Source organism: Carboxydothermus islandicus (assembly GCF_001950325.1).
GTDB classification, from domain to species: domain Bacteria; phylum Bacillota; class Z-2901; order Carboxydothermales; family Carboxydothermaceae; genus Carboxydothermus; species Carboxydothermus islandicus.
This window is the reverse complement of the sequence record NZ_BDJL01000041.1, coordinates 38,621-65,386: the sequence shown is the minus strand read 5'-3', so window position 1 is coordinate 65,386 and position 26,766 is coordinate 38,621. Positions and strand designations below refer to the sequence as shown.

At 41.9% G+C, this 26,766-nt stretch carries 23 protein-coding genes, 3 tRNA genes, 1 other RNA gene and 1 other annotated feature; of the genes, 3 read left to right on the top strand and 24 right to left on the bottom strand.

All coding sequences use genetic code 11. The features are described 5' to 3' along the window. Positions 1-309 precede the first annotated feature (309 nt). Positions 310-633: a YbjQ family protein gene (locus ciss_RS07535; protein WP_011343399.1), complete on the top strand. Its 324-nt coding sequence runs from the start codon at positions 310-312 to the stop codon at positions 631-633. A 73-nt stretch (positions 634-706) separates the two neighbouring features. Next, positions 707-1,481: RNase P RNA component class A (gene rnpB, locus ciss_RS07530), an RNA gene on the top strand. A 204-nt stretch (positions 1,482-1,685) separates the two neighbouring features. Here rnpB and ciss_RS07525 read toward each other — a convergent pair. The 23 genes from ciss_RS07525 to recO all read right to left on the bottom strand — a co-directional run bounded on the left by ciss_RS07525 (position 1,686) and on the right by recO (position 22,807). Further along, positions 1,686-2,399 (bottom strand): zinc ribbon domain-containing protein, encoded by a 714-nt coding sequence (locus tag ciss_RS07525; protein WP_075865664.1) that lies wholly within the window; start codon positions 2,397-2,399, stop codon positions 1,686-1,688. 4 nt (positions 2,400-2,403) lie between these two features. Then, positions 2,404-3,510 (bottom strand): Nif3-like dinuclear metal center hexameric protein, encoded by a 1,107-nt coding sequence (locus tag ciss_RS07520; RefSeq protein ID WP_075865663.1) that lies wholly within the window; start codon positions 3,508-3,510, stop codon positions 2,404-2,406. Continuing rightward, positions 3,489-4,187 carry a tRNA (adenine(22)-N(1))-methyltransferase gene (locus tag ciss_RS07515; RefSeq protein WP_075865662.1) on the bottom strand — a complete coding sequence of 233 codons (699 nt, stop codon included), beginning with the start codon at positions 4,185-4,187 and terminating at the stop codon, positions 3,489-3,491. Before ciss_RS07515 ends, ciss_RS07520 begins: the two co-directional genes overlap by 22 nt. A gap of 125 nt (positions 4,188-4,312) precedes the next feature. Beyond that, positions 4,313-4,388: transfer RNA gene (locus tag ciss_RS07510), tRNA-Val, on the bottom strand. A 1-nt stretch (position 4,389) separates the two neighbouring features. Continuing rightward, positions 4,390-4,465: transfer RNA gene (locus tag ciss_RS07505), tRNA-Glu, on the bottom strand. A gap of 35 nt (positions 4,466-4,500) precedes the next feature. Then, positions 4,501-4,575 (bottom strand) — tRNA-Ile (locus tag ciss_RS07500). A 74-nt stretch (positions 4,576-4,649) separates the two neighbouring features. Beyond that, entirely contained in the window at positions 4,650-5,762 is a 1,113-nt protein-coding gene (rpoD, locus tag ciss_RS07495) for an RNA polymerase sigma factor RpoD (RefSeq protein ID WP_075865661.1), read from the bottom strand. 22 nt (positions 5,763-5,784) lie between these two features. Then, on the bottom strand, positions 5,785-7,512 hold the full coding sequence (dnaG, locus tag ciss_RS07490; RefSeq protein WP_075865660.1) for a DNA primase: 1,728 nt from the start codon (positions 7,510-7,512) through the stop codon (positions 5,785-5,787). Positions 7,513-7,586: 74 nt separating this feature from the next. Beyond that, positions 7,587-8,585, bottom strand: coding sequence for a deoxyguanosinetriphosphate triphosphohydrolase (locus ciss_RS07485; RefSeq protein ID WP_075865659.1), 999 nt, complete (start codon positions 8,583-8,585; stop codon positions 7,587-7,589). A 14-nt stretch (positions 8,586-8,599) separates the two neighbouring features. Further along, positions 8,600-9,217, bottom strand: coding sequence for a flavodoxin family protein (locus ciss_RS07480; RefSeq protein WP_075865658.1), 618 nt, complete (start codon positions 9,215-9,217; stop codon positions 8,600-8,602). Between the two features lie 78 nt (positions 9,218-9,295). Continuing rightward, positions 9,296-9,829 (bottom strand): RNA 2',3'-cyclic phosphodiesterase, encoded by a 534-nt coding sequence (gene thpR / locus ciss_RS07475; protein ID WP_075865657.1) that lies wholly within the window; start codon positions 9,827-9,829, stop codon positions 9,296-9,298. Between the two features lie 275 nt (positions 9,830-10,104). Then, a complete protein-coding gene (locus ciss_RS07470; protein WP_075865656.1) occupies positions 10,105-10,782 on the bottom strand; it encodes a DUF1048 domain-containing protein in 678 nt (225 codons plus the stop codon). After that, complete coding sequence (locus tag ciss_RS07465; protein WP_075865655.1) at positions 10,772-11,122, bottom strand: PadR family transcriptional regulator; 351 nt, start codon at positions 11,120-11,122, stop codon at positions 10,772-10,774. Before ciss_RS07465 ends, ciss_RS07470 begins: the two co-directional genes overlap by 11 nt. 357 nt (positions 11,123-11,479) lie before the next feature. After that, the gene (locus ciss_RS07460) at positions 11,480-12,310 is read right to left on the bottom strand and encodes an ABC transporter ATP-binding protein (protein ID WP_075865654.1); all 831 of its coding nucleotides are present in this window, start codon (positions 12,308-12,310) and stop codon (positions 11,480-11,482) included. Beyond that, positions 12,311-12,901 (bottom strand): hypothetical protein, encoded by a 591-nt coding sequence (locus ciss_RS07455; RefSeq protein ID WP_077177504.1) that lies wholly within the window; start codon positions 12,899-12,901, stop codon positions 12,311-12,313. Continuing rightward, complete coding sequence (locus ciss_RS07450; RefSeq protein WP_011343383.1) at positions 12,879-13,250, bottom strand: GntR family transcriptional regulator; 372 nt, start codon at positions 13,248-13,250, stop codon at positions 12,879-12,881. The genes ciss_RS07455 and ciss_RS07450 overlap by 23 nt, the downstream gene beginning before the upstream one ends. A gap of 8 nt (positions 13,251-13,258) precedes the next feature. After that, positions 13,259-14,350 carry a head GIN domain-containing protein gene (locus tag ciss_RS07445; RefSeq protein ID WP_075865653.1) on the bottom strand — a complete coding sequence of 364 codons (1,092 nt, stop codon included), beginning with the start codon at positions 14,348-14,350 and terminating at the stop codon, positions 13,259-13,261. Positions 14,351-14,513: 163 nt separating this feature from the next. Then, positions 14,514-17,174 (bottom strand): pyruvate, phosphate dikinase, encoded by a 2,661-nt coding sequence (ppdK, locus tag ciss_RS07440; RefSeq protein WP_201787782.1) that lies wholly within the window; start codon positions 17,172-17,174, stop codon positions 14,514-14,516. Continuing rightward, positions 17,171-18,004, bottom strand: coding sequence for a pyruvate, water dikinase regulatory protein (locus ciss_RS07435; RefSeq protein WP_075865651.1), 834 nt, complete (start codon positions 18,002-18,004; stop codon positions 17,171-17,173). Before ciss_RS07435 ends, ppdK begins: the two co-directional genes overlap by 4 nt. 9 nt (positions 18,005-18,013) lie before the next feature. Next, entirely contained in the window at positions 18,014-18,655 is a 642-nt protein-coding gene (gene ccpN / locus ciss_RS07430) for a transcriptional regulator CcpN (RefSeq protein WP_174574969.1), read from the bottom strand. Positions 18,656-18,758: 103 nt separating this feature from the next. Next, the gene (glyS, locus tag ciss_RS07425) at positions 18,759-20,831 is read right to left on the bottom strand and encodes a glycine--tRNA ligase subunit beta (protein ID WP_075865650.1); all 2,073 of its coding nucleotides are present in this window, start codon (positions 20,829-20,831) and stop codon (positions 18,759-18,761) included. Between the two features lie 18 nt (positions 20,832-20,849). Further along, positions 20,850-21,722, bottom strand: a complete 873-nt coding sequence (gene glyQ, locus ciss_RS07420; protein WP_075865649.1) for a glycine--tRNA ligase subunit alpha — start codon at positions 21,720-21,722, stop codon at positions 20,850-20,852. 106 nt (positions 21,723-21,828) lie between these two features. Further along, positions 21,829-22,033 (bottom strand) — a binding site (T-box leader). Positions 22,034-22,084: 51 nt separating this feature from the next. Further along, positions 22,085-22,807: a DNA repair protein RecO gene (recO, locus tag ciss_RS07410; RefSeq protein WP_075865647.1), complete on the bottom strand. Its 723-nt coding sequence runs from the start codon at positions 22,805-22,807 to the stop codon at positions 22,085-22,087. Between the two features lie 163 nt (positions 22,808-22,970). Here recO and ciss_RS07405 point away from each other — a divergent pair, with 163 nt between their 5' ends. Then, positions 22,971-24,641 carry a long-chain-fatty-acid--CoA ligase gene (locus ciss_RS07405; protein WP_075865646.1) on the top strand — a complete coding sequence of 557 codons (1,671 nt, stop codon included), beginning with the start codon at positions 22,971-22,973 and terminating at the stop codon, positions 24,639-24,641. Between the two features lie 36 nt (positions 24,642-24,677). On the opposite strand, the gene ldhH is transcribed toward ciss_RS07405, so the two are convergent. Beyond that, positions 24,678-26,766: L-lactate dehydrogenase (quinone) large subunit LdhH (gene ldhH / locus ciss_RS07400; RefSeq protein WP_075865669.1), on the bottom strand; the 2,089-nt coding region annotated here is incomplete at its 5' end.

Here is a 26,766-nt window from a genome sequence, read left to right as displayed (position 1 = left end):
AGCTTATACCGCCTAAGTTCCCTTGCAAGAACTAAAGCGGGAGCTGTTTTTTAAATTCAGGGACATTTATCGGGAGGAGGGGATTGGGAGTGGGGAGGGGGGGACCTCTTCTTGTCCTCCCGACTTGTCCTTTCATCTTTATAATAATTGATAATTGTTACTAATATATTAAGGCAATGTTAAGAAATGGTTACAAATAATGAGTTTTTTCGACATCACTCGACATACTAATAAGGTAACTCATTTCCTCTATTATTACAGCTTAATTTTTGCTAAAATAAAAAAAATACTACTTGGAGGTGTCCTTTGATGCTTTTAGCTACAAGCGGAAGATTGGACGGTTTCAAAGTTACAAAGTATTTGGGTATTGTAACCGGAGAAGCGATCATGGGAACGAACTTTATCCGGGATTTACTTGCTTCCATTAGCGATATTATTGGCGGTCGGTCGGGAGCTTACGAGCAGCAGTTAGAAGAAGCAAGAAATATAGTTTTAAATGAGATGAGTGAGAGAGCTAAACGACTTGGAGCAAACGCTGTAATAGGAATAAGTTTAGACTATGAAAGTGTTGGGCAATCAATGCTCATGGTAGTTGCCACAGGAACTGCCGTCTATATCGAACCCGAAATGTAAGATACCATTATTTGTTGCTTGCAGAGGTATCAGGAAAAAATTATAATTATTTAGTGGCAAAACTGAATAAAAGCGAGTAAGCCGGATGACCGCGGGGAGAAATCCCTGAGGAAAGTCCGAGCTCCATAGGGCAGGATGCCGGGTAACGCCCGGTGGAGGCGACTCCAAGGAAAGTGCCACAGAAACAAACCGCCTTATTGGAAGTTGGAGGTTAGAGGTTAGAAGTTGGAAAGGAGAAATTAAATGATTTACTCCTTTAAAGATTTAGAAGTTTACCAAACTTCTTATAATCTTGCTCTAGAAATATATAAAATCATAACAACTTTTCCCAAATATGAGCAGTACGAGCTTGCAAGTCAATTTCGCAGAGCCGTAATTTCTATTCCTTTAAATATTGCGGAAGGCTTTGGTCGTAAACGTTCAATTTTAACTTTTAAAAGTTTTATTTTAAATAGCCTTGACTCTTGTAATGAAGTGTTAGTATTACTGGACTTTGCAAAGGATTTAAATTATTTAGATGAAAACACTTACCAATACTTTTATAGGGAATATGAATTACTTGCTAAAAAAATAAATCGCTTATATGCCAATTGGAAATAATGTTTTTTCTAATTTCTAACTTCCAACCTCCAACTTCCAGTAGGGTAAGGGTGGAAAGGTGAGGTAAGAGCTCACCAGCGGGCAGGTAACTGTCCGGCTAGGCAAACCCCATCCGGAGCAAGACCAAATAGGGGGACTATAGAGTGGCCCGCTCTGTCCCCGGGTTGGTCGCTTAAGGCCTCTGGTGACAGAGGTCTCAGATAGATGGTCATCCTCGACAGAACTCGGCTTACAGGCTTACTCGCTTGAAAAAAAAGGCTATAAGCCCTATTCAAGAGGGCTTATAGCCTAAAATTTGAAGGATAAATAGAGAGGAAGTTACTTTTATTATAAAGTATTACCTCCGTAAATTGCAACAATAATAAAAAATTTTTATGGGCTGAAATCTATAAATACCTTGATATTTCTTGATTTTTTTGTCATTTTTTGTTTTATTTATTTCTTAAATTTCATTATTCGGGATAATATAGCAAACGTTTACAATTTGGGCAAATACTTCCTTCTCCCTGCCCGAGCTTTAATTTTTTGGTTAGTTCAAAGGGCAAACTCATAAAACACCCATAACACGTTTCTTTTTCTACCACCGCCACCGGATTTAAATACTTTTCTTTTAACTCCTTATATTTTGCATAATAGGGATTTTTCTTAAGTTTTTCCCGCTCCCGCGCTAACTTTTGCCGAAGAGCCTCTAAATTCCTTTGATATTCTTCTTCTGCCAGCTTTATCTCTTCCTGCCATTTCAAAAGCCGTTCTTTACCCTCGGTGAGTTTAACTTTAAGTTTTGTCACTTCTTCTTTTAATTCTTCTTCCCGGTCAATAATTTCCAGTAACCGCTCTTCTTTATCGGATTTCTCGTTTTTTAATAATTCAAGCTTAAATTGATACTGTTCAATTTGCTTTAAATTTGTACCTTCCCTATAAAGCTTTTGCTCAAACTCATTTATTTTGTCATCCAGTTCCAGTAATTCTTCTTCTAATTTCTTGATTTCTTTTTCTGTTTTTGCTAACTCGTCTTTAATTTCATAAAATATTTTTCGGGTACTTTCCCAGGTCTTCCGGGCCATATTAAAACTTTCCCGATTAACCAATATCCGCTCATCTTTTGCTAACTTCCGCTCTTCTTCTTCTAAAAGCATAAACTTATATAACTCGCGTATATACTGCAAAATATTACCCCCTGCTACTTTTAAAAAATTTAAATACCGGCTCCCCCTTCTCAACAACAATACTTAATCCCTCAATTTTTCTTAAAAGGGGAAGCAAAAGCTCAGTAAATATTCTTTCCGTTTCCCAGTGCCCGGCATCGATAAAATTTATTCCGGCTTCGATCATTGCAATCGCTTCATGGTATTTTATATCCCCGCTTAGAAAAACATCCGCTCCCGCAAACTTTGCTTTTGGCCAATAGCTTCCCCCGGCTCCCGTTACCACCGCAACTTTTTTCGGAACCGAATTTAAATCACCACCGTATCTTAAATTTTCTATCCCTAATTTTTCCGCTACAAATGCTAAAAATTCTTTAAAGCTTTTTTTACCGGTTAACCCGATTCTTCCCATTCCCCCCAGATAATTTTTGTTCTCCAGAGGATAAATATCGTATGCCACTTCTTCATAGGGATGAGCTTTTAACATAGCCTTTACCACTTTTGCCAAAAGCCTTTCCGGAACAATTGTTTCGATCTTAATTTCTTCTACCCTTTCCAGCTTGCCCACCGCACCGATATACGGATTTGTACCTTCAAGGGGTAAAAAGGTCCCGATACCCCGGGTGTTAAAAGTGCAGTGAGAATAATTGCCGATAAAACCCGCCCCTGCAGCTCCCATCGCATCTCTAACCGTCTCCCAGTGGGATTCCGGAACAAAAACGGAAAGTTTATAAAGTTTTTCAAAAACTTCCTCCCCCAGGGGCTTAACTTCCTGAAGCTCTAAAAGCTCGGCTAAATAATCGTTTATCCCCCCGTGCGCTATGTCTAAATTGGTGTGAATGGCGTATACCAAAATTTGCTTCTCTATAAGTTTTAACAGAAGCAAACTTTCCCTTCGGTCAAATGTCAGGGATTTAAGCGGTTTAAAAAAGAGGGGATGGTGGGTAATTATTAAATCAACCTTTTCGTTTACCGCAAAATCAACGGTAGCTGCAGTAATATCCAAAGCCAGCAAAACCTTACGTACTTCTTTTTCAAAATAAATTTGCCAGCCGGGATTATCCCACTCCATTGCCAATTTCTGTGGAAATTTTTCTTCAATAACCGCCGCTATTTCCTGCGGATGGGCCAACTTTTTAACACCTCCTCAAGATAATTTAAAATCTCACTAATTTCCTTAGCCTTTTCTAAATCTTTCACCTGCGCCTTTTGTAAATTAATCAGGATTTTCCGGTATTTTTCTTTTTGCCCCGCTAAATATTTTTTCGTAAGTTCATCCCTGCTCTTAAGCAAGACCGGTCCTAAGCCAATTTCAACGTTATTTAAATCCTCCATTTGACCGGCCTCCGCAACAACAACTTCATAAAGTCTGCTTTTTTCCTCCACTATTTCCTCGGCAATAATCCGGTAACCTCTTGACACCAGTTTTAAGCGTAAAGCATAACTATCCGCCATCGGTTGCAGGATAAGGCGAACTTCCCGGGCGATTTCCGGTCGACCTTCGATAATCCGTGCAATAGTATTTCCACCCATACCCGCAATTACCACACTTTTAACTTCTCCCGGTTTTAAAGGAGATAACCCATCTCCCAGCCTTAACTCAATTTTACCCAAAAGCCCGTATTTTCTAATTTCGCTCTGAGCGTGATTCAACGGCATTTCATTTAAGTCGGTAGCAATTACCTTGGGGCAAATATTCATGCTTACCAGATAAATTGGCAGTTTAGCATGGTCCGTCCCAATATCCGCCGCAGGTTCACCGGTAATCACGTGTTTCGCCAATGCTTTTAACCTTTCCGTTAACTCCATTTTTCCTCCTGAGTAACCTTTTAAATATGTTTAATTATATTTTCAATAATTATACAGCATCTTCCTCAAAAAAGGTAGTAAAAACAAAAAACCCCAAACCCTACAGGTTTGAGGTTTATATTCTCTGGTGGGCGGTGACAGGATCGAACTGCCGACCCCCTGCTTGTAAGGCAGGTGCTCTCCCAGCTGAGCTAACCGCCCGTGGTGACCCCACCGGGATTCGAACCCGGGTTACCGCCTTGAAAGGGCGGTGTCTTAGGCCTCTTGACCATGGGGCCACATCCTCTTAACTTCGAGCCTTCCGGCCTTAACATGGTGGGCCCACCAGGATTTGAACCTGGGACCTACCGGTTATGAGCCGGCAGCTCTACCGCTGAGCTATGGGCCCGAATTTCATTTGTTCCCGCGACATGATTTATTATATGAGATATTTTTAATTTGGTCAAGAGGTATTTTTTACTTCTATTCCAGAAAATCTTTCAGCTTTTTACTCCGGCTTGGATGGCGTAGTTTTCGTAAAGCCTTGGCTTCAATTTGGCGAATCCGCTCCCGGGTAACACCAAAGATCTGCCCGACCTCTTCTAAGGTTCGGGCACGACCGTCATCCAGGCCAAAGCGAAGTCTTAAAACCTTTTGTTCCCTTTCGGTTAATGTTTTTAAAACCTCATCTAATTGTTCCCGCAGTAAAGTGTAAGAAGCTTCTTCCACTGGAGCTTTGGCATCCGGGTCTTCGACAAAGTCTCCAAGATGAGAATCTTCTTCCTCTCCAATCGGTGTTTCCAAAGACACCGGTTCCTGGGCAATTTTCATAATCTCCCTTACTTTATCCTCAGAAATACCCATTTCCTTGGCTATTTCTTCCGGGGTAGGTTCCCGCCCAAGTTCCTGGAGAAGATTTCTCGAAACGCGAATCAATTTGTTTATCGTTTCCACCATGTGTACAGGAATTCTAATGGTCCGTGCCTGGTCAGCTATCGCCCGGGTTATGGCCTGTCTTATCCACCAGGTAGCATACGTGGAAAACTTGTAACCTTTTCGATAATCAAACTTTTCCACCGCTTTTAATAAACCAAGATTGCCTTCCTGAATTAAATCCAAAAACAACATGCCCCTGCCTACATACCGTTTGGCAATGCTTACCACAAGGCGCAAGTTGGCTTCGGCAAGTTTCCTTTTAGCTTCTTCATCGCCTTCTTCCTTCCTTTTGGCAAGCTCAATTTCTTCTTCCGGCGTCAGCAAGGGAACGCGGCCGATTTCTTTTAAATACATCCGGACCGGATCATCGATAGCAATCCCTTCCGGAATGGTTAAATCTAAATCGACCTCGTCAATGTCGGAAGGCTTAAAATCAACGTCGTCATCTAAGCTATTTAGAGAATCAAGTTCTAACTCCGGTATTTCCGGTACCACTTCTATTCCCTGGTTGGCCAAGTATTCGTACAATTCATCGATTTGTTCCGAATTTATATCGACATTTTGTAAGCTGTCAAGTAAATCATTATAAGTTAAAACACCGCGCTTCTTACCTTTCTCAACAATTTCCATAAGTTTTTCATTTTGTATTAACTCCTTCACGCCGCATTCCCCCCTTTCTTCGTTAGTTTTTCTGGGTAAGTTCCTGCAGTTTATTTAATAATAACTGGAGTTTTTCCCAGTTTCCTTCTTTTTCCGCTAAAGATATTTCCGCCGTTAACCTTTGTACTTGCTGCTTTTTATAATGTTCTTCCAGATAGCGAACATACCCTTCATAAAGGGTCTTCGGATCCCCTTCCGGGCAGTTAATCCTTAAATAGGTCATGTAACTATATAAGGGATCTTCCCGGTCAGGGAACTTATTTTCCTTTAGGTAATTAACGACTTCCTGGTTTTTTCCCTGAAACTCATAGAAAAAAAAGTCATTTAAAAATTCTTTTTGATACTCAGGATATTCTAATAACAAACCCAATAACTCACTTTCAACTTTTAAAAGGCCATAATTTTTGTGTTCATTAGTTATATTTTCTCCAAAACTTGAATTATTTAAAGATTTTTCTTCATTTTTGTTAATCTCTCGGCGAATTTCGTCCACTAATGCCCCTTCGCTCATTTTAAGCTTGCTGGCAATGCCGCCTATTCTTTCGGCAAACAAAGCGGGAGTTTTTTCGTATTCTAAAACCAGATAAGGGATAAGCTTTTTTAATAGCGCCCTTTGTTCGTTAAGATTTAAACTGCTCTTTTCTTTAAGCTCTAACTCTAATAAAAATTCCGCAGGAGTTTTAGCTTTTTCTATTTCTTCTAAAAAAGCAGTCACCCCCCGATTTTTAATAAGCTCATCGGGGTCTTTAAATTCTCCAAAACGAAGGATTTTAATGCTTAAATCCGCCCTGGCCCGAACCAGCATTTCCAGTGCTCTAAGGGCTGCTTTTTCTCCAGCTTGATCATTATCGTAAGCTAAGATTATTTCCTCAATATAACCGTAGTTTTTTAAAAAATTTAAATGTTCTTCGGTAAAGGCCGTCCCCAAACACGCAATAGCATTTTTAACTCCTGCCTGATGTAAAGAAATCACGTCAAAATATCCTTCAACTAAAATGGCCTGTCTTTTTTCCCTGATTGTAGTTCGGGCTTGTTTAAAACCGTAAAAAAGCTTACCCTTGTCAAAAATCACCGATTGGGGTGAATTAAAATACTTGGGCTTTTCCTCGCCCAGGGCTCTTCCCCCAAAACCTACCACCCGGCCCTCCCGGTCGAATATGGGGAAGATAAGCCTTCCGGCAAAACGGTCATGTAAGTTTCCGCTGTAACTTTTTGCCACAATTCCTATTTTAACCAGTTCCCCCGGATTATAACCTTTACTGCTTAAAAAAGCCGGCAAAGCTTTGGCAGATGGAGCAAAGCCTAACATAAAATCTTTAACCGTTTCCTCGGTTATACCCCTGCTTTGCAGGTAATCCCGCGCTTTCCCGGCAGCCTCGCTTTTTAAAACTTCATGGTAAAATTTTGCCGCCAAAAGTAACATTCGGTAAAGATGCTCGTTTTTATTATACGCTTTTCCCGTTTCCGGAAGTTCAATATTATATTTTTTCGCCAGATAAAAGACGGCTTCTTTAAAATTCAACCTTTCTTTTTCCATAATAAAACTAAAAATATCGCCGCCTTTTTGGCAACCAAAGCAGTAATACAGGTTTTTTTCCGGTGAAACCGAAAAGGAAGGGGTTTTTTCATTATGAAAGGGACATAATCCTACATAGTTCCTTCCTGACTTTTTCAGCCTGATATATTCGCTTACTAAATCAACTAAATCGACCCGATTCCTAATTTTTTCTACAACCTCTTGAAAGGACACGGTTTTCACCGCTCTCTTAATAATAGTTATTCTCTTTTTTTTCGCTTTTTCCTGCTGCTTCGACAAATAAGTTTTTAGATTAAAGGATGAGGTATAAACAATTCTTTATATATTTTTAAGGCATAACGGTCAGTCATCCCGGCAATATAGTCCGCTACAGCTCTCTCGGGGCCTTCGTTTTTAACGATATTTTGAAATTCCCCGGGTAATTGATATACATTTTCTAAATAATGCTCATAAAGCATTTTTATTAAAAGTTTAGCTTTTTTCTCTTCTTTTTTCGGTTCACTGCCAATATAAACGGTTTTAAACATGAAGCTTCTAAGTTCAAGCATTGCCCATTCTACCTCTGGGCTCATGATAATTTTCGGTTTATTGAGGCTACTTTTTATTACATCGGTTACCATGGTGTTAATCCGGTCCCGATGGCGCGAGCCAAGAATTTTAATACAATCTTTGGGCAAATCTTCTTCCTTTAAAACCCCCGCCCGGATAGCGTCATCAATATCGTGATTGATGTAAGCGATGCGGTCGGCAAGCCGCACTACTTGCCCTTCAAGGGTCGAGGGAGGTTCTTCGCTCCAGGTGTGCTTTAAGATCCCTTCCCGTACTTCCCAGGTTAAATTTAACCCCTCCCCTTTTTCTAATACATCCACTACCCTTAAGCTTTGGGCATTATGTTTAAAGCCCCCTGGTAGAAGCTTGTCCAACTGTTCTTCGCCGGCATGGCCAAAAGGAGTATGCCCCAGGTCATGGCCAAAAGCTATAGCCTCCGTTAAATCCTCGTTTAAAAACAAAGCCCGGGCAATGGTCCTGGCAATCTGGGCCACCTCCAAAGTATGGGTAAGGCGAGTCCGGTAATGGTCTCCTTCCGGAGCAATAAAAACCTGGGTTTTATGTTTTAACCGCCGAAAGGCCTTGGAATGGACAATCCGGTCCCGGTCCCGCTGATAGGCGGTACGGATCGGGCACTCCTCCTCCGGTTTAAGCCTCCCCCTGGTAAAACGGCTTTTGGCCGCATAGGGAGATAATTCTCTAAGCTCCCGCTCCTCAATGGTCTCCCGGATTAACATAAATTATCGCTCCGTTAAAATAAAGTAACCTCCCGCTTTTTCCTTAAACTTTCGGTAGCCTTAGCTACCTCCAATACCCTTTTTACTAAAATCTCAAGCCTTTTAACACCGCTTTGATCCTCGTCAGCCGGACGGGTAAAGCACGCCCCCTGGTGCCCGGCATCAGCGGTAAACAAACCATCGCCTACAACGGTCATACCTTGAACCAGCATCATGTCATGAAGGGTAGATATAGTGGTCTCCTGGCCCCCGAAGCGCGAACCGCCAACGGTGGCCGCCGCACCTACAACATTAACAAGAAGTTTTCTGTCCCTAAGTCTTCGGGTCTTATCCCAAAAAGCTTTTAATTGCGCCGATACAGTGCCGAAGTAAACCGGTGAGAGCATGATTACCGCATCGGCGGAACCAAGCTGAAGATAGGCAGCTTCTAATTCCGTTCCTTTGTAGCAAACCCCCGAACAAGGTGCCGAGCAATGGATGCAGTAGGGGATTTTTTGCCGGCGCATAATTTCATCAATATCGATAATTACGGTCTCGGCATTATATTCACCGGCAAGATTTTTTATTACCCCGGCAAGATAAGTACAGTTGCCATTTTTATTAGGACTTCCATTTAAAACCACAATCTTCATTTATATGCCTCCTTTATACCTTCCTAATACGCTTTTTAATTGGCTTTTTCCTTCATAAAATTTAATTTTAACAAATTCTTAAGCATTTTGTAATATTTCGTAGCTTTTTATTTTTTCGTAAATCGGACCTTCAGGGGTTAAAATGCTTTTTATTAAGTAAAAATTTTTAAAAGAAAATTCTTTCGGGTTAAACTTTGGTAAAGCTAAATCTTTTATTTCCTCTTTTACCCTGCCTATGGTTAAATGGGGCACAAAGGGCTTTTCGTCAAAAGAAATATTATTTTCTTTTAAATTTTGACGTAAATTCTCGGCTAAAGTTAAAAGCCCGGGGCTTTCAATTTTTAAAAATAAAACTTTAGGCTTTTTTAAATTGGGAAAAGCACCAAAATCTAACACTTTGATTAGTGATTTGTTTACTTGAGGTACGCTCTTTGCCGCCCGGTCAATTTGGGGTAGTTCTCCTTCCTCTTTTTCCCCCAAAAAAGCTAAAGTTAAGTGGTAGTTCTCTTTTGCTACCCACTTAACCCCGTTGTATTTGAATAAAGGTGTAATATCCTGATAAATTTCTTCTTTTAATTCCCCGGGAAAATCCACTGCAAAAAATAAACGCATCTTTATCCCCCACAAATATTAAAAATTAGGTATATTTATTATTTGCCGTAAAAGAAAAAAATCCTTTTTTCTCCCTAAGAAAAGAAAAATCCTGCAACGATGCAGGAAAATTGTTTTCTATTATAGAGTTCGATACTAAGCTCTAGAAATCAAACACGAGTAAGGATTTTAGAAAAATAGCCAACAAATGAAACCTCGCTTTCATAATGTATTTCGGCCTTTTGCAGCATTTTTTTACTGCTATAAGACTCACTGGTACCTTTTTCCAGCCATAACTAAGCCAGCTGATTAGCTATTAATTTTCTTTTTATCAGTTTGATAATTGCATATAATATTCCCAAGAGCAGTGGAATTAAATATATTGGTAATTTTAGCAAAATATATTTTCTAAGAACGACTGAGAAAAATACCATACTTGCTACGACTAATAAATACAAGAAAAATACCTGTTTACCTTTAGAATCTGCCTCATCAAAGCTAATTTTTCCAATATACCGGACGAAAAAAATACTGGCAAAAGCAATAATTAAAGTGTTTATTAGAAAGCTTAATTTTAGAGTATAGGCAAGGGGTAAAGTTCTTGTTTTTAAACTTTCCGGTATCACCCAAAAAAACAAATCAAGTCCATACATTAATCCGGCAGTAGCGATTAAGATTTCCAAAATGAAAAAAAGTTTTTGTAAACCCCATCTTTTAAGTTTCGAGGACTCAATAATGGAATCGCAAAAGGCCTTATAGTCAGGACCTATTACATCTTTAACAGCAATGCCCCTTTCTTGCGCCTCCAGTAACATTCCTAAAATGTCTTCAATACACTCTTCCACTTTTAAATCGTCAAAGGAACTTGCCCGTAAATAGCAGACGATATCGGTATAAACCCGGTCATATTCCGGTAGTAATTTTTTGCTAAGATTATAATTATTTTTTATCATTTCTTTTAATTTATCTTCCATTTTCCTGCTCACTCCCTTGATAATTTGCAAAAAGTTTATTTACACTTTTACTAATTTCCTGCCAGTTCTGATAAAACTCGTCAAGTTCCTTTTTGCCCTCTTCAGTTAAACTATAATATTTGCGCTTAGGTCCCACCGGAGAGTTGATTTTGGTCGAGACTAGTAAGCCATTTTTTTCTAAACGAAGTAACAACGGATAAATAGTACCTTCGCATATTTCGAGAAAACCGTAAGCTTTAAGCTTTTCGGAAATTTCATAACCGTAAGTGGTTTCGTCGTGGATAATCTTAAGAATGCACCCTTCTAAGATTCCTTTTAATAGCTGTGTTTTATCATTCACATATTACCGCTCCCTTGCATAACAAGTTACACCTATATTGTATTACCATATACTGCTTATGTCAATTTTTTCTCGAAAAAAGAAAAATCCTGCGTTGATCGCAGGAAAGTTAGCTTTCTTATAAAAATGGAACTCTCGCAGATGCTGACAAAAGCATTTATAAGCGATTAGGCTGTATAATATATAAAACGTGATGAATGAGAATAATGGATAACAACTTTCCGCTTCTTACTTCGCCCTTTAAGGGCCAACGGACTATCATTAATTCTCCAGGACACAACCGTTATGCTTTTGATTTTATTGCATCTGATTTAAGCAATAAGCAATCAAACTGTAAAAGTTTATTTATAAAAAATATTAATTCAAGTTTAAATCTTTTGCCAAAATCAAATCTGCACTCTTTCCCTGCAAATATCCCACTACAATCTGATTCAACTTGGGATACATACCTACATCATCGTAGGTTTTTAAAAGAATCTCATCGTGAATCATCCCTACGACCACACCCTCTTTAAAGCTCTCCCCACGCCTGATTATCCGGTGCTTTTGCTTGGCATCGTCAATGGAATCGGTGTACAAAACCTTTCCGTTCTTGATAATGGCAAAGGCAGTGGCATATTCTTCTAATTCAAAGATCTCATGGGACGACACCAAAAGGGAATTGCCAAGCCGGGCATATTGGTTGATGAGATGAATAACCTCATTTCTAATGGTAGGGTCCAAATGCTGGGTTGGCTCATCCAGTAAGAGAAGCTCAGCTCCACTGGATAGAGCAAGACCAAGCAGGAACAGGGTTCTTTGCCCTATAGAATAGCTCTCCACTTTCTGGTTTAAATTAAAGTTATATCTTACTACAAAATCTCTAAAAAACGCATCATTCCAGGCAGGATAAAGGCCTTGCCAAAGCCTTTGATAGTCCGCCGCGGTAAAATTGCGAAAAACCTTGCGGTCTTCAGGGACAACAGCTATTCTGGTCTTTACTTCATTGGCAAAAGGCTTTCCGAATAAAATAACTTCGCCTTCATCTTTTTTAAGGGCATTGATAATGCATTTTATGGTTGTAGTCTTGCCCGCACCGTTTGGTCCAATTAACGCTAAAACCTCACCTTTTTCCAAGCTAAATGAAACATTGCTTAAAATCTGCTTGCCTCTAATCTGCTTGCTTAAATTCTTTACTTCTAAAACCATTTAGAGCTCACCACCATTTTTAAGATATATCCAATAACCCGCAAAGCAAATTATCGCCGCAAATACGAAAGCAAAGAGAATACTCCCCTGATTGGTAAAGCTAATCCAGCTATAAGGGTTAATTAACGCCCTGCCAATACTTCCTAAGAGGGCATCCAGCAAGACGATAATAAACGGCCAACCGATATTATCTAAGCCCTGGGAAACGCAAAGCATGACCACCCCGAACATGGCCAAAGTAAAGTTAATGCTTTTTATGATGAACATTCCTTTTTCGGCAATGGTTGTTGGCCAAAGGGCCTGGGTTATAATCGAGGAAACTAAAACCAGCAAAAGTAAAAATCCCAAGTTATAGAGGTAGAGCTCTTTGCGGGAAAAAGGTAGAAAATATAAAGCTTCATCCCGCCGGTTTTTGATATCCGCCGGCAGCATTGAGGCGCTCAAGAAAAATATGGCTATAGTTTTAACGGAAAAACCGGGCACAAACAGCAAAACCAAAAAGATAAATATCCTTCCCATCTTTTCTTTTAGCTCTATTTGCAGAAAAAGTTCCATTTTATTGACAAAATCAGGCATCAGGGGAGCTTTCATTTTTCCATACCTCCTCAAAAATCAGCATAATGGTATAAAAATCTATTCCTAAAGCCTTTATTTTTTGAATGCAATCCTTTACTGTTTTAATTATCTCCTCCTCAACGCTGATATCCTTTTTTACAAAATACCCAACTCCCTGTTCGGCCTCGATAAAGCCTTCGTTTTTAAGTTTGTCTAAGGCTTTTAGCACGGTATTGATGTTTACATCAAAGATATATTGCAAATCCCTCACCGGTGGGAGCTGGGCCCCCTGGGGGAGATTGCCCAGAATTATCTCTGCTTTGATCATGTTGCCAATTTGGATATATGCCGGGATACCGCTGTGTTTATCAACCTTTCTTAACATCTTCACCATCACTCTCTGTTAATTTTTGTAAAACCAGAATGCTCAAGAACCACTCCGTCTAAATTTTTTAAAGTAATATTCCCCGCCAGGGAATTAAGTTTAATTTTAGCTTCATCGTTTGGTTTTGCAGTTATCTCAATCCGGCCGTTAATGGCTAAGGAATCCACCGTGAGCTCTTTCAAAGCTACCTTCATGTTTACCTCCGCCCCCATGCCATCTATTTTCATATTGTTAAACCGATACGTTCCCCTTAGTTCCATTCCCATCCCATCAACCTCAAGGTTATCCCCTGCGAAATTACCATTCAGCATAAGCCCCGCCGCATTGATGTTTAAGTTCTTTACGTTAAGGTCCGAAGAAAGATACGCCCCGGCGCAGTCAATAAAAACCTCTTCAAAATTGCCTTTCCCTTTTAACTTTACCCCGATAGCCGAGATTTTTAAGTTTTTCAAATTATCTTTTCCCAAACGGATTACATAGGTTACATCCCCTCTTTGCCCGCCGGCAATTACCGTCTTATCACCTTTCTGGCTTAACCGAAGCTCTGCCGGGTATTCGATGTCTTCCCCCTCCACCAGTGAAATTTCCACACCGCAGTCAGTATCAATCTCTAAGGTCGTGGTCGTCAAACGCACTCTTTTGTCAGGGTTAACCCGGACCTTGGAAAAATACTTTTCAATATCAAAGTTTTGCATCTGGGCACTATCAAAGCTATTTGTATAACTTTTCCAGCTACCAAAGTCGCTAAGCCATGCAGGCCAGTTGGCCGCTTGCCCAATAAAATTCGGATTTGTAAAAAAGCTTAAAATTACAATAATTGAGCTTAAAATTATAAAAGATACCCTGCTTTTGGGAAGCCCAAGGCCAATTAAAAGGATTGCTAAAAGTACCAGCAGAAGTTTAATCGGCAGATACGGTACAACCCAGGCCATTAACCCTAACAAAATTGCCGAAAGGATCTTTAAAACAGGTTTCGTCATAGGCAATGAAACTGTCTTAAAACCCAAAGATAAATTAGTTATTAAAACTAACAACAAACCAATTATCCCAGTTAAGATCAAAAATATCATGACAAAACTTCCAAGGTTCATTGTTAACATTTTTAAAACCCTCCGTCGTCATTTTATACTGTTATATAATTATATAACAGTATGAAAGCAAATTGTCAAGAAGATATCAGGGCAACATAGTTACTTGCATTAAACAAGGGGCTACCCGATAAAATCATGTGGTAGCCCCTTTATTTTTTATTTTTAAATTTCCTTATTTAGTTCCCACAATTTCTCCTTCGGCTACCGCAGCCTGAGCTGCTGCCAGGCGAGCAATGGGCACCCGGTAGGGTGAACAGCTTACAAAGTCAAGACCAATCTGGTGGCAGAATTCTACGGAGCTTGGTTCGCCGCCGTGCTCACCGCAAATACCTACCAGTAAATACGGACGGGTTTTCCTTCCGCCCTCGACCGCAATTTTCATTAATTTCCCAACACCTTTGCGGTCCAAGACGATAAAAGGATTTTCCTTTAAAATCTTCATATCTAAGTAGTGGTTTAAAAACTTCCCTTCGGCGTCGTCCCGGCTAAAACCAAGGGTGGTCTGGGTTAAGTCGTTAGTACCAAAGCTAAAGAATTCGGCAACTTCGGCCAGTTCATCGGCCAGCAACGCTGCCCTTGGTAGCTCAATCATGGTACCGGAGGTGTAGTGGAAGGTAACCCCTTCCCTTTCCATTACCTCCCGGGCAATGGCATCAATTCGTTCTTTAAAGAACTTCATTTCGTTAACATCAATGGTTAAGGGGATTTCCACCTCGGGATATACTTTATACCCTTCTTTGGTTAAGCGGGCAGCAGCGTTAAAGATAGCTCTAATCTGCATTTCGTAAACTTCCGGATAGGTAATCCCCAAACGGCAGCCCCGGTGTCCGAGCATGGGGTTAAATTCGTGTAACGACCTTACTTTCTTTAAAAGAGCTTCTTTTTCGGCAAGTAATTCTGGATTATCTCCCCGCACCCTGAGCTCGGTAGTTTCCACCAACAGTTCTTCCAAACTTGGCAAAAATTCATGAAGGGGTGGATCCAGGAGCCGGATACATACCGGATAACCTTCCATGGCTTTTAAGATGCCGTAGAAATCCCCTTCCTGCATGGGAAGAAGGTGCGACAGGGCTTCTTCCCGCTCTTCCTTGGTTTCGGCTAAAATCATCCGTTGTACGTAGGGCAGCCGCTCGGGTCCCATAAACATATGTTCCGTCCGGCAAAGGCCGATACCTTTGGCACCAAATTCCCGGGCTTTTTGGGCATCTTCCGGGGTATCGGCATTGGCCCGGACCTCAAGCCGCTTTAATTCATCGGCCCACTCCAGAAGCTTAATAAATTCCGGTGATAATTCTGGATCTTTCATCGGTACCGTTCCGAGAATTACCCGTCCGGTAGAACCGTCAATGGATAAGTAGTCTCCTTCTTTTACGGTAATATTGCCTACGGTAAACAATTTTTTCTCATAATCAATTTTGATAGCTTCACAACCGCAAACACACGGCTTACCCATACCCCGGGCCACCACCGCCGCATGGCTGGTCATCCCACCCCGGCTGGTTAAAACCCCCTGGGCGGCCACAATACCGTGGATATCATCGGGAGTGGTTTCGGTGCGCACCAGTAAAACCTTTTTCCCTTCTTTGCCCAGTTTCTCCGCTTCATCGGCATCAAAAACCACAATCCCCGAGGCAGCCCCGGGAGAAGCGGGTAACCCCTTGGCAATTACTTCCACCTTGGCCGAAGGATCAATTTGCCGGTGAAGAAGCTGGTCTAATTGTCCCGGCTCCACCATTAAAATCGCTTCTTTTTTGGTAATTAGCCCTTCTTCGACCATGTCATGAGCAATCTTAACTGCAGCTTGGGCCGTCCGCTTGCCGTTTCTGGTTTGCAGGATATAAAGTTTCCCCCGTTCAATGGTAAATTCAATGTCCTGCATATTTTTGTAGTGACTTTCTAAAAGTTTGGCAATATTGACAAATTGTTCGTAAACTTCCGGCATTTCTTCTTTTAACTTGGAAATGGGACTCGGAGTACGAATGCCGGCAACCACATCTTCCCCTTGAGCGTTGGTCAGATATTCACCGTATAAAACCTTTTCCCCGGTGGAAGGGTTCCGGGTAAAGGCCACACCGGTACCGGAATCGTTACCCATATTGCCAAAGACCATTGACTGGATGTTAACCGCAGTACCCAAATCATGGGGAATTTTATTTAAATTCCGGTAGACAATGGCCCGGTCGTTATTCCAGGACTTAAATACCGCTTCAATAGCCATGGTAAGCTGAATCATGGGGTCACGTGGGAAAGGCTTTCCAGTTTTTCTTTCTACCAATTCTTTATAGCGAGCAATAACTTCCTGTAAAGCCTCGGCAGAAAGTTCCTGGTCAAAGGTTACCCCTTCCTTTTCTTTTTGCCGGTCTAAAATATGTTCAAACTCGTGTTTGGGAATTTCTAAAACCACATCCCCAAACATCTGAATAAACCGCCGGTAAGCATCATACGCAAACCGGGGATTTTGAGTGTTTTGCGCCAAACCTTCCACCGTTTCCTCGTTTAAACCGAGGTTTAAAATAGTATCCATCATTCCCGGCATCGAGAATTTAGCTCCCGACCGCACCGAAACCAAAAGAGGGTTTTGGGGGTCGCCAAATTTTTTACCGGTTTTTTCTTCAATATAAACGAGTTTTTCCTTAACTTCATCCATTAAACCTTCCGGAAACTTACCTCCCAGCCGGTAATACTCCCGGCAGGCTTCGGTAGTAATGGTCATTCCCGGAGGTACCGGAAGACCGATATTGGTCATTTCCGCTAAATTAGCCCCTTTTCCCCCTAATAAATCTTTCATGTCAGCACGGCCTTCATGAAATAAGTAAACATATTTGGTCATTATCTCCCAACCCCTTTCCTGTAAATTTCTAAAACTCTGGCTGCCGTTTCCTCCACCGCTTTATTACTCACATCAATTACGGCACAGCCAATTTTTTTCATAATACCCAGAGCATAATCCAGCTCCGTCAAAATTCTTTCCATGTTAGCATAATCGGCCGTTTGGGATAGTCCCAAAGTTTTTAACCTTTCCTTCCTGATCTCAAATAAAATTGAAGGTTTTATGGTAAGTCCCACTACTTTTTGCGGGGGAATTTTAAATAACTCTTCCGGGGGAGTAGCCTCCGGGACTAACGGCACGTTGGCCGCTTTAATTCCTTTATGAGCCAAATACATGCAAAGGGGTGTTTTAGAAGTTCTTGATACTCCAATTACCACTAAATCAGCCCGCAGCAATCCTCGAGGCTCTTTGCCGTCATCGTATTTAACGGCAAATTCTATTGCTTCTACCTTGCTAAAGTAAGCTTCATCCATTCTGCGGATTAGTCCGGGCTGGTATTTAGGGTTTTGCTTGGTGATTTGTTTTAAGCCCTCTAACATCGGTCCCATGATATCCACATGGGGAAGGGAAAGTTCATGGGCTCGCTTTTCCAGGTATTCTTTTAAGTCCGGGCGCACTAAAGTGTAAACCACCAGGGCCCCTGCACTTTCCGCTTCAAGTAAAGCCTCTTCCACTTCCCGAACCGAACTTAAGTACGGCACCCGCCGAATATCAACCCGGCCCGAATCAAATTGACTGGCAGCCGCTTTCGCCACCACTTCCCCCGTTTCCCCGATTGAATCAGAAAGAATATAAACCACTGGAATTTGCTCTAACTTCAGATTAATTGCCAATACCTCCTTTTACTTTCCGGCCAGGCTGACGAAAAGCCTTGTAATATTGGTTTTGGTAAACCTCCCCACCACCCGGTATTTTTCCCGGCCTTCATGCTGCACCGATTCTACTACGGGAAGAGAATCAACCTGATGGTGAATTAATTTCTCCGCTGCCCTTAGCACCGACTCATCGGGATAAGTTACGATGATGTTTGGCATCCGCGTCATTACCACACCTACAGGAAGCTTGTTAATATCTTTACCGCCCATAGTTGCTTTGAGCATGTCCTTTCTCGACACCAGCCCTTCCAAAAAACCTTCCTCGGAAACAACAAAAATTGTCCCCACATCTTCAATAAACATCGTGACGATAGCATCATATACCGAAGATGTTTCCCGCACGACTATAGGACGGGATTGAACTTCCTGCACCCGAATATTTCCTAAAACCCCGGCAATTACATCCCGGGGTTCCCTCCCGGTATAGTAATAACCTACCCGGGGTCTGGCACCCAATAATCCGGCCATGGTTAAAATCGTCAAGTCCGGTCTTAACGCTGCACGGCTTATATTTAATTTCTGGGCAATTTCCTCCCCGGTAATAGGACCGTGATTACGCACTATTTCAAGGATTTTTTCCTGACGTTTTGTAAGTTCGATATAATTCACCTACCTTAAGGAAATGTGCTATATTATTTAATCGGCTTACAGGATATATTATACTATATTTACTTAAAAAATACCTCCTAATTTAATAATTTTTTGCAAAAAATTAACCAACAATTTTGCTTAAATCGGCAATTTCCAGAACAAGTCCGGCGATTGCTCCAAGTAATCCGAGGCGATTTTCCCTTATCTTTTCGTCTTCAACCATTACCAGCACCTCATTAAAGAACCGGTCTAAAGGGTTTGCCAATTCCGCCACTTCCTCCATGGCTTTTAAGTAAGCTTTTTCCCTTAAAAATCCCTTAACCTTCAGGGAAATCTCGCGAAACTTGTCAAAAAGCTCTTTTTCCGCAGGTTCATATAATAAACTTTCAGCTACTTCCCTTCCCTGTCCTTTACGGGCCAGGTTGTACGCCCGGGTAAAGGTCGTTGTAAGGGCAGTGAAACTCGGATGGTTTCTAAGATTTTCTAAAGCCCGAACTCTTAAGTAGAGGTCATAAAAGTCATCTTTTCCGGTAGCCAGTACCGCATCAATGGTATCGTAAGAAAATCCCTCTTCTAATAAAAGTCCCTTAAATCTTTGATAAATAAACTCCAAGAGTTCTTCATAAACTTCGGCGAAATTCGCTTTCTCCCGAACGTCGGCAGGTAACAAATTAAAAGCAGCATCAAAAGCCTTCTTTAAAGAAAAGAAGCGTTTATTTTCAATTAACGTACGAAGAAGTCCCAAAGCTTGCCGCCGTAAACCAAAGGGATCCGCCGAACCGGTCGGAATTTGTTTTAAGGCAAAAAATGCCGTAAGGTTATCTATTTTTTCGGCACAGGATAGTAAAATTCCGGCCTCGGAGGTTGCCACCATATCTCCCGAAAACCGCGGCAGGTAATGCTCAAAAATTGCTTCGGCTACTTCTTTTCTTTCCCCGGACTTTAAAGCATAATCCCGACCCATAATCCCCTGAAGCTCTGGAAACTCATAGACCATATTGGTAGCAAGGTCTGCTTTAGAAAGCTCCGCTGCCCGGACAGCGTAACTTTTTACCTCCTCATCACAATTAAGTTCCCTGCCAATAGCCACCACAAGTTCCTTCAAGCGTAAAACTTTATCCCATACCGTTCCTAATTTTTCCTGAAATACTATCCGGGTAAGTTTTTCATTGTAAGTGGAAAGCGTTTTTTTCAAGTCTTCCCGGTAGAAAAACCGGGCATCATAAAGCCTGGCCTTTAAAACCTTGGCATAGCCCTCGGCAATTTCCGCTAAATTTTCCCTGCCTCCGTTTCTAACAGCTAAAAATTTGTGGTACAAACTTCCATCATTTTTAAACAGGGGAAAATAGCGCTGGTGTTCCTTCATTGGCGTAATTATTACTTCTTTAGGTAGTTCTAAAAATTCTCTATTAATTTCTCCAATTACCACGGTAGGATACTCCACCAAATTGGCGTTTTCCAGTAAAAGTTCCTCATCCTGATCTACCAAAACTCCTTCTTCGGCGCTTGTCCTATGTAACTGAGCCCTGATCATTTCAATTCTTTCATTCAGGGAAACAATAACATAATTCTCTCTCATTGCAACAAAGTAATCGGCTGCTCTATCTAAAACAACTTCCTTTTGCCCTAAGAAGCGGTGACCCCTGGATATCCTGTCCGCCTTAATTCCGGCTATTTCAAGGGGTATCACTTTTTCATCCAGCAGGGAAACAAGCCAGCGAATCGGGCGAATAAACTTAAAATCTATATCTCCCCAGCGCATGGGTTTGGGGAAAGACAGGCTTTTAATTAACTTCCGGGCAATTTCAGGCAACAATTCGTCTACCGGATTTCCCCCGGTTTTTTTCCGGGCAAAAACGTAAATAACGCCGTTTACCTCTTTTTCGATTACTTCGTTAGGTTCTATCCCCTGGCTTCTGGCAAAACCTAAAAGAGCCCTGGTAGGGTTTCCTTCACTATCGTAAGAAGCCTTCTTAGCGGGCCCCTTTACTTCCTGAATTTTTTCTTCGGTCTTTGGCAAAATTCCCTTAACGTAAAAAACAATTCTCCGGGGTGTAGCCTCGGAAATTACCGCTTCATACTGTACCCCAAATTCCTTTAAAAATTCTTCCCCTTTATTTTTGACCTCTTCAATAATCCCGGGTATAAAGCGAGCGGGAATTTCTTCAACACCAATTTCCAGTAAGTAGTCCATTTTTATTCCCTCCCTAAGTTATTTTTTTAAAAGCGGAAAACCAAGATTTTCTCGCTGCTCAAGGTACTTCTGCGCTACCAGGCGAGCCAAATTTCTAATTCTCCCGATATAGGCTGTTCTTTCGGTTACCGAAATTGCTCCCCGGGCATCTAAAAGGTTAAAGGTGTGGGAACATTTTAGAACAAAATCGTAAGCCGGCAGAACCACTCCCGCTTCAATTAAACGTTTTGCCTCCGCTTCAAAATCTTTAAACCAGGAAAAAAGTTTATCCACATCAGCTAATTCAAAATTATATTTGGAGTTTTCAATTTCCCCCATTAAGTGAACGTCTCCGTAAGTTACCCCATCGACCCAGATAATATCGTAAACGCTATCTTTTTTTTGAAGGTACATAGCAATCCGTTCTAAGCCATAGGTTATTTCCGCCGATACTACCGGAAGGTCAATTCCACCGCATTGCTGAAAATAGGTAAACTGGGTAATCTCCATCCCATCAAGCCACACTTCCCAGCCAAGACCCCAGGCTCCTAAAGTTGGGGACTCCCAGTTATCCTCCACCAGGCGAAAATCGTGCTCTTCAAGGTTAATTCCCAGATATCTTAAGCTATCCATATAAAGCTCCACTACATTATCGGGATTGGGCTTTAAAATCACCTGGTACTGGTAATAGTGTTGCAAACGGTTGGGGTTTTCTCCGTACCGCCCGTCGGTTGGTCTTCGCGACGGCTCTACATAAGCCACCCGCCAGGGTTCCGGTCCCAAAGCCCGCAAAAAGGTATGTGGATTCATGGTCCCGGCCCCTTTTTCGGTATCATAAGGTTGAGCAATAATGCAACCTTGCTGCCCCCAGTATTCGTTTAGCTTTAAAATAATCTCCTGAAAAGTAAGCATAAAAAACACCCCCATATTAGATATTAGAAGTTGGATGCTGGAAATTGGAAAAACTAATAAAAACAAACACCTTAATAAATTTAAAGCCCCTTTGTCCCGGCAAGCTGCCAGGGACGAAAGGGGCACCCTTCCGCGGTTCCACCCTGGTTGGCCAAAAACGGCCCACCTCAAAACTCTGCAGGCTTTACTCCCCTTGGGGTTTCCTCCTGCCGGCTCCCCGGCGCCTTCACCGCTTATCCCTACCGGGTCACACCAGCCCCCGGCTCTCTTTAAGGGAAATCACAGCTACTCCTCCGGTTCACTGCCAATCCATTATTAATTTGTTGTGAAATAATTTAGCAAAACTTAACATAAAAGTCAAGTTAAATAAGTCTTATTGGCTCCCCTATCTGATAACCCAAAAAATATTCCAAAATGGTTCTAACTCTGTCCACTACCCGCTCATCCAATAAAAGTTCCGGTAACTTTTCCGGTGAAGCAAGAAGTAAGGCGTTCATCCCTTTTACCACTTCCGGAAATATTTCAAAATAAATCCCCTCTTCTGGCCTACAGGAAGGACAGACAATTCCTCCTTCCCCGGCTCCAAAATACCATACTTCGCCCCGGTAAGGTTTGCGGCAAACGGCACAGTGAGTTGTTATAGGTCTAAAGCCGGTAAAAGCCAAAAGTTTTAATTCAAAATTTCTTAACACAATTCTGGGCCAAACTCCGGAATTCAGTAACCGTAAACTATATAAAACCCAATTGTACAGTTTAGGGTTAAGTTGCCCCAGAGGCCAAAAGCGATCCGTCAGCCACGCAATCTGCCCCGCTGCATCTAACAACTCTTTATTTCCATAAAGATTGGGAAAATACTCCCTGCCTTCAGCTTGCTCAACGATAAAATAATCGTTACTTTGCCTCAAATAAATGTTGGTTCGGCTAAATTCCAGTAACGCTCCCCGCTTTTTGCTTTTTACCTTTTTTGCTCCATAGGCTACCGCTTTAATTTTTCCCAGCTCTTTAGTTATGATTGTTAACAGCCGGTGCCCTTCACCGAAGTCACTACCCTTTAACACAATCCCTTCATCCAAGTAAAATTTCAATATCCATCCCTCTTCTGCCAATTAACTTTATGCTATCATAATTATATCATTGTTTATTTAAAAAACTATTGGTAATAATTTTTTGAATTTTTTTAATCTTTTATTGTCTGAATCCGATTCAAAAGTATAATAAAATTAAGAAAAATTTTAAGGAGGGTTTTTGATGATTGATTTAAGTAATCCCCCATCCTGGCCTTATTATCCAAAAGATGTAAAATATCACCTGGATTATCCCCCTATTTCTTTGGGAGAAGCGTTAGATAAAACCGCCAAAGAATTTCCCAACACCGATGCCACAATCTTTTTCGGTGCCAGAATTAAATACCAAAAGTTAAAAGAACTTACCGATAACTTTGCCGCTAATTTGCAAAGCCTGGGAATTAAAAAGGGAGACAGGGTAGCGTTGATTTTACCCAATTCCCCCCAGGCCGTGATAGCCTTTTATGGCGCTTTAAAAGCAGGCGCAGTAGTTGTCTGGAACAATCCCATGTATACCGAACGAGAACTTCACCATCAGCTTTCTGACTCAGGCTCCAAAATTGTGATAACTCTGGATTTAATCCTCCCCAGGGTGTTAAACATTAAAGCTAAAACTTCGTTAGAAAAAGTAGTGGTAACTCGACTTTCAGAATTTATGCCACCTCTTTTAAAACTTCTCTATCCAGTCAAAGTTAAAAAAGAAAAACAATGGGTTGAAATCCCAAAAGAACCATTTATCCTTGGTTTTCAGGATCTTTTAAAATCACCACCCCAGCCCCTTGCGAAAATTACCATTAATCCCGAAGAAGATTTAGCGGTCCTCCAGTATACCGGAGGAACAACCGGCGTTTCCAAAGGAGTAATGCTCACCCACCGTAATTTAATTGTTAATGCCATGCAGGTTAATGCCTGGGATCCCATAAGAAGCAATCAGGATATAATCCTGGCAGTAATGCCTTTCTTTCACGTTTACGGTTTATCGGTTGCTTTAAACCTGGCCATTTTAACCGGCGCTACCCTGCTTATTATGCCTCGTTTTAACGTCGATGAATTGTTAAAAACCATAGCAAAATACCGACCCACCCTCTTTCCGGGTGCCCCAACTATCTACGTTGCCATTATCAACCATCCCAGAATAAAAGATTATGACATTACCTCGATTAGGCTGTGTATTTCCGGCTCAGCCCCCCTTCCGGTGGAAGTTAAGAAAAAGTTTGAGGAAATTACCGGCGGACGTATTGTGGAAGGATACGGCTTGACCGAATCATCTCCCGTAACCCACTGTAATCCCGTTCGTTCTCTGGAGAAGCCCGGTTCTGTAGGACTGCCCCTTTCCGATACCCTCTGCCAGATAGTTGAGCCGGACACGTTAAACCCCGTACCGCTGGGCGAGGTAGGGGAAATAGCGGTAAAAGGCCCGCAGGTAATGAAAGGTTACTGGAATCGCCCCGAAGAAACAAAACTGGTTTTAAAAGATGGCTGGCTCTTAACCGGCGATTTAGGCCGCATGGATGAAGATGGCTATTTATACATTGTTGACCGCAAAAAAGATTTAATAATCTCCGGTGGTTACAACATTTACCCCAGGGAAGTAGAAGAAGTATTATATGAGCACCCCAAAGTTAAAGAAGCAGTAGTAATAGGAGTCCCCGATGAGTACCGGGGAGAAGTGGTCAAAGCCTTCATTGTCTTAAAAGAAAATGAAACCGCCACCCCCGAAGAAATTATTAAATACTGCCAGGAAAAACTCGCCAAGTACAAAGTTCCAAAATACGTTGAATTTAGAACCGAACTCCCCAAAACTACCGTAGGTAAAGTTTTACGTCGGGCCCTCCGGGAAGAAGCGAAAAAGTAACCGGAAGGGACGGTTCTACCAGCCACCACTTTCTATCTATCGTAGAAAGTGGTGGTTCTCAGAACCGTCCCTAAAGGTTTTAGCCAGGATGGTGGCTAAGTGTTCTACCTTTACCGGAGCTCCCTGCTTTTTCAGGCCACCGGCAATTTGCATTAAACAGCCAGGACAGGTAACCGCCACTTTTTCTGCACCTGTTTCCATGATACTTTGATATTTATTCTGAAACACTTTTTCGGATATTTCCGGATACTTTATGGAAAAGGAACCGCCAAAACCGCAGCACTGATCGGAATTGGCCATCTCCACTAAATTTGCCCCGGTTTTAACAATTAGCTCCCGGGGCTCCTTTATCTGCCCCAGGCCACGGCGGGCATGACAGGAGTCATGAAGGGTATAGCTCCCCGCCAGTTTTCCTTCGCCCACCGCCAAATACTTATAGGCAAAGTCGGTAAAATCCATTACCTTCCGCGATACTTCCCTGGCTTTTTCCCGGTACTCTTCGTCATCCTCTAAGTATTTTTCATAATGCATCAAGGTTTCGCTGCAGGTAGGACAGGCAGTAACTATATAATCATAATCGTGTTTTAAAAACGCCTCAATGTTGTTTTTAGCCGTCCTCACGGCAGCCTGTAAGTCTCCGGAGTAATAGGCTGGAGCCCCGCAACATCCCAGATCTTCCGGTAAAACCACTTCATAACCGTTTTTCTCTAAAACCAAGAAAACATCTTCACCAATATCGGGATACATGTGTTCAATTAAGCAACCGCTGTAAAACAGCACTTTGCCCCTGGTACCTTTTTTCCTGGGCCGTACCCGATATTTTTTATGAAGTCGCTCCCGGGCGAGAGCTGGAAATACCCTGAAAGAAGTAAGATTATCCAACCCAAAAGGTAAAGACTTAATCTCACCGTTTTCCGCGATTAACCCCTGAAACTTCCGACCAAGGTCCAAAAGGGAATTAAAAAGTTTGGGATTTGCTAAAATCCGTTCAAAAATAAATTTTTGAATAAACGGCTGACCGTAAAACTCAACAACTCTCTGGCGCAATTTTAACAACAATTCCGGTAAATTTATGCCCGCAGGGCAAACGGTAGCACATCTAAGGCAACTGCCGCAGAGGGCCTGAGGGTCTTTGGCTGCATCCAATCCGTGAAAGAAAGCAGTCAAAAGGGTACCGATAGGTCCGGTATAAACATGGCCAAAGACATGGCCCCCCACTTGCTGGTAGACGGGACACACATTTAAGCAACCGGCGCAGCGGATACACTGGAAAAGTTCTGCGAACACCGGGTCGTCTTTTAGCTCAATGCGTCCATTATCCATTAAAATTACATAATGTTCCTGACCGGCTCCCGCAGTCATCACGGTCACGTAGCTGGTAATTTTCTGGGCGGTGGCGTTTCGGGGAAGGGCCCGCATTATTGGGATGGCATCCTTTAACGTTGGTACAATTTTTTCAACCCCCACCAAGCTTATCCGTACCCGGGGCAGGGTTGTAGTTAACCGGGCATTCCCTTCATTGGTAAAAAGAAAAATTGAACCGCTTTCTGCCACCGCAATATTGCCACCAGTAATCCCGGCATCGGCTTTTAAAAACTTATCCCTTAATTCCTGGCGGGCCAGTTTAACCATCTGGGCAATATCCGGAGCTACTTCCCGGTCCAAAGCCCTGGAAAAAATAGCAGCAACCTCTTCCCGGGTAAGGTGGATTGCCGGCATTACCATGTGGGAGGGCTTTTGCCCGTCAAGCTGTAAAATCCACTCCCCGAGGTCCGTTTCCACTACTTCAATGCCGTGTTTTACAAGCTCGTCATTAAGATGAATTTCTTCGGACGCCATGGATTTTGATTTTACCACTGTTTTGGCGTTTGTGGCCTTTAAAATATCAACTATTGCTTGTTTGGCTTCGGCGGCCGAGTGGGCAATTATTACCCTGGTACCATTTTTTTCTGCATTTGTCTTAAATTGTTCTACGTAAAACTCGAGCTTTTGCCTGACCTCGGTTCTGGCCGCCCTGATCTCCCGGCGCAGCTCTTCAAAATCAAGGCCGGTAAAAACTTTTTCCCGAGCCAAAACATAATTATTTCCAAAATTGGTTAGAGCCCGCCGTAAGGTAGGATTACTG

Bases quoted from the DNA above. Each gene is read 5' to 3' on its own strand.
- ciss_RS07535 (WP_011343399.1), top strand. From the start codon at position 310: ATGCTTTTAGCTACAAGCGGAAGATTGGACGGTTTCAAAGTTACAAAG.
- ciss_RS07515 (WP_075865662.1), bottom strand. From the start codon at position 4,187: ATGGAGTTAACGGAAAGGTTAAAAGCATTGGCGAAACACGTGATTACC.
- ciss_RS07485 (WP_075865659.1), bottom strand. From the start codon at position 8,585: ATGTTAATCCGGGAGACCATTGAGGAGCGGGAGCTTAGAGAATTATCT.
- ciss_RS07480 (WP_075865658.1), bottom strand. From the start codon at position 9,217: ATGAAGATTGTGGTTTTAAATGGAAGTCCTAATAAAAATGGCAACTGT.
- thpR (WP_075865657.1), bottom strand. From the start codon at position 9,829: ATGCGTTTATTTTTTGCAGTGGATTTTCCCGGGGAATTAAAAGAAGAA.
- ciss_RS07470 (WP_075865656.1), bottom strand. From the start codon at position 10,782: ATGGAAGATAAATTAAAAGAAATGATAAAAAATAATTATAATCTTAGC.
- ciss_RS07460 (WP_075865654.1), bottom strand. From the start codon at position 12,310: ATGGTTTTAGAAGTAAAGAATTTAAGCAAGCAGATTAGAGGCAAGCAG.
- ciss_RS07455 (WP_077177504.1), bottom strand. From the start codon at position 12,901: ATGAAAGCTCCCCTGATGCCTGATTTTGTCAATAAAATGGAACTTTTT.
- ciss_RS07450 (WP_011343383.1), bottom strand. From the start codon at position 13,250: ATGTTAAGAAAGGTTGATAAACACAGCGGTATCCCGGCATATATCCAA.
- ciss_RS07445 (WP_075865653.1), bottom strand. From the start codon at position 14,350: ATGTTAACAATGAACCTTGGAAGTTTTGTCATGATATTTTTGATCTTA.
- glyS (WP_075865650.1), bottom strand. From the start codon at position 20,831: ATGGACTACTTACTGGAAATTGGTGTTGAAGAAATTCCCGCTCGCTTT.
- glyQ (WP_075865649.1), bottom strand. From the start codon at position 21,722: ATGCTTACTTTTCAGGAGATTATTTTAAAGCTAAACGAATACTGGGGG.
- ciss_RS07405 (WP_075865646.1), top strand. From the start codon at position 22,971: ATGATTGATTTAAGTAATCCCCCATCCTGGCCTTATTATCCAAAAGAT.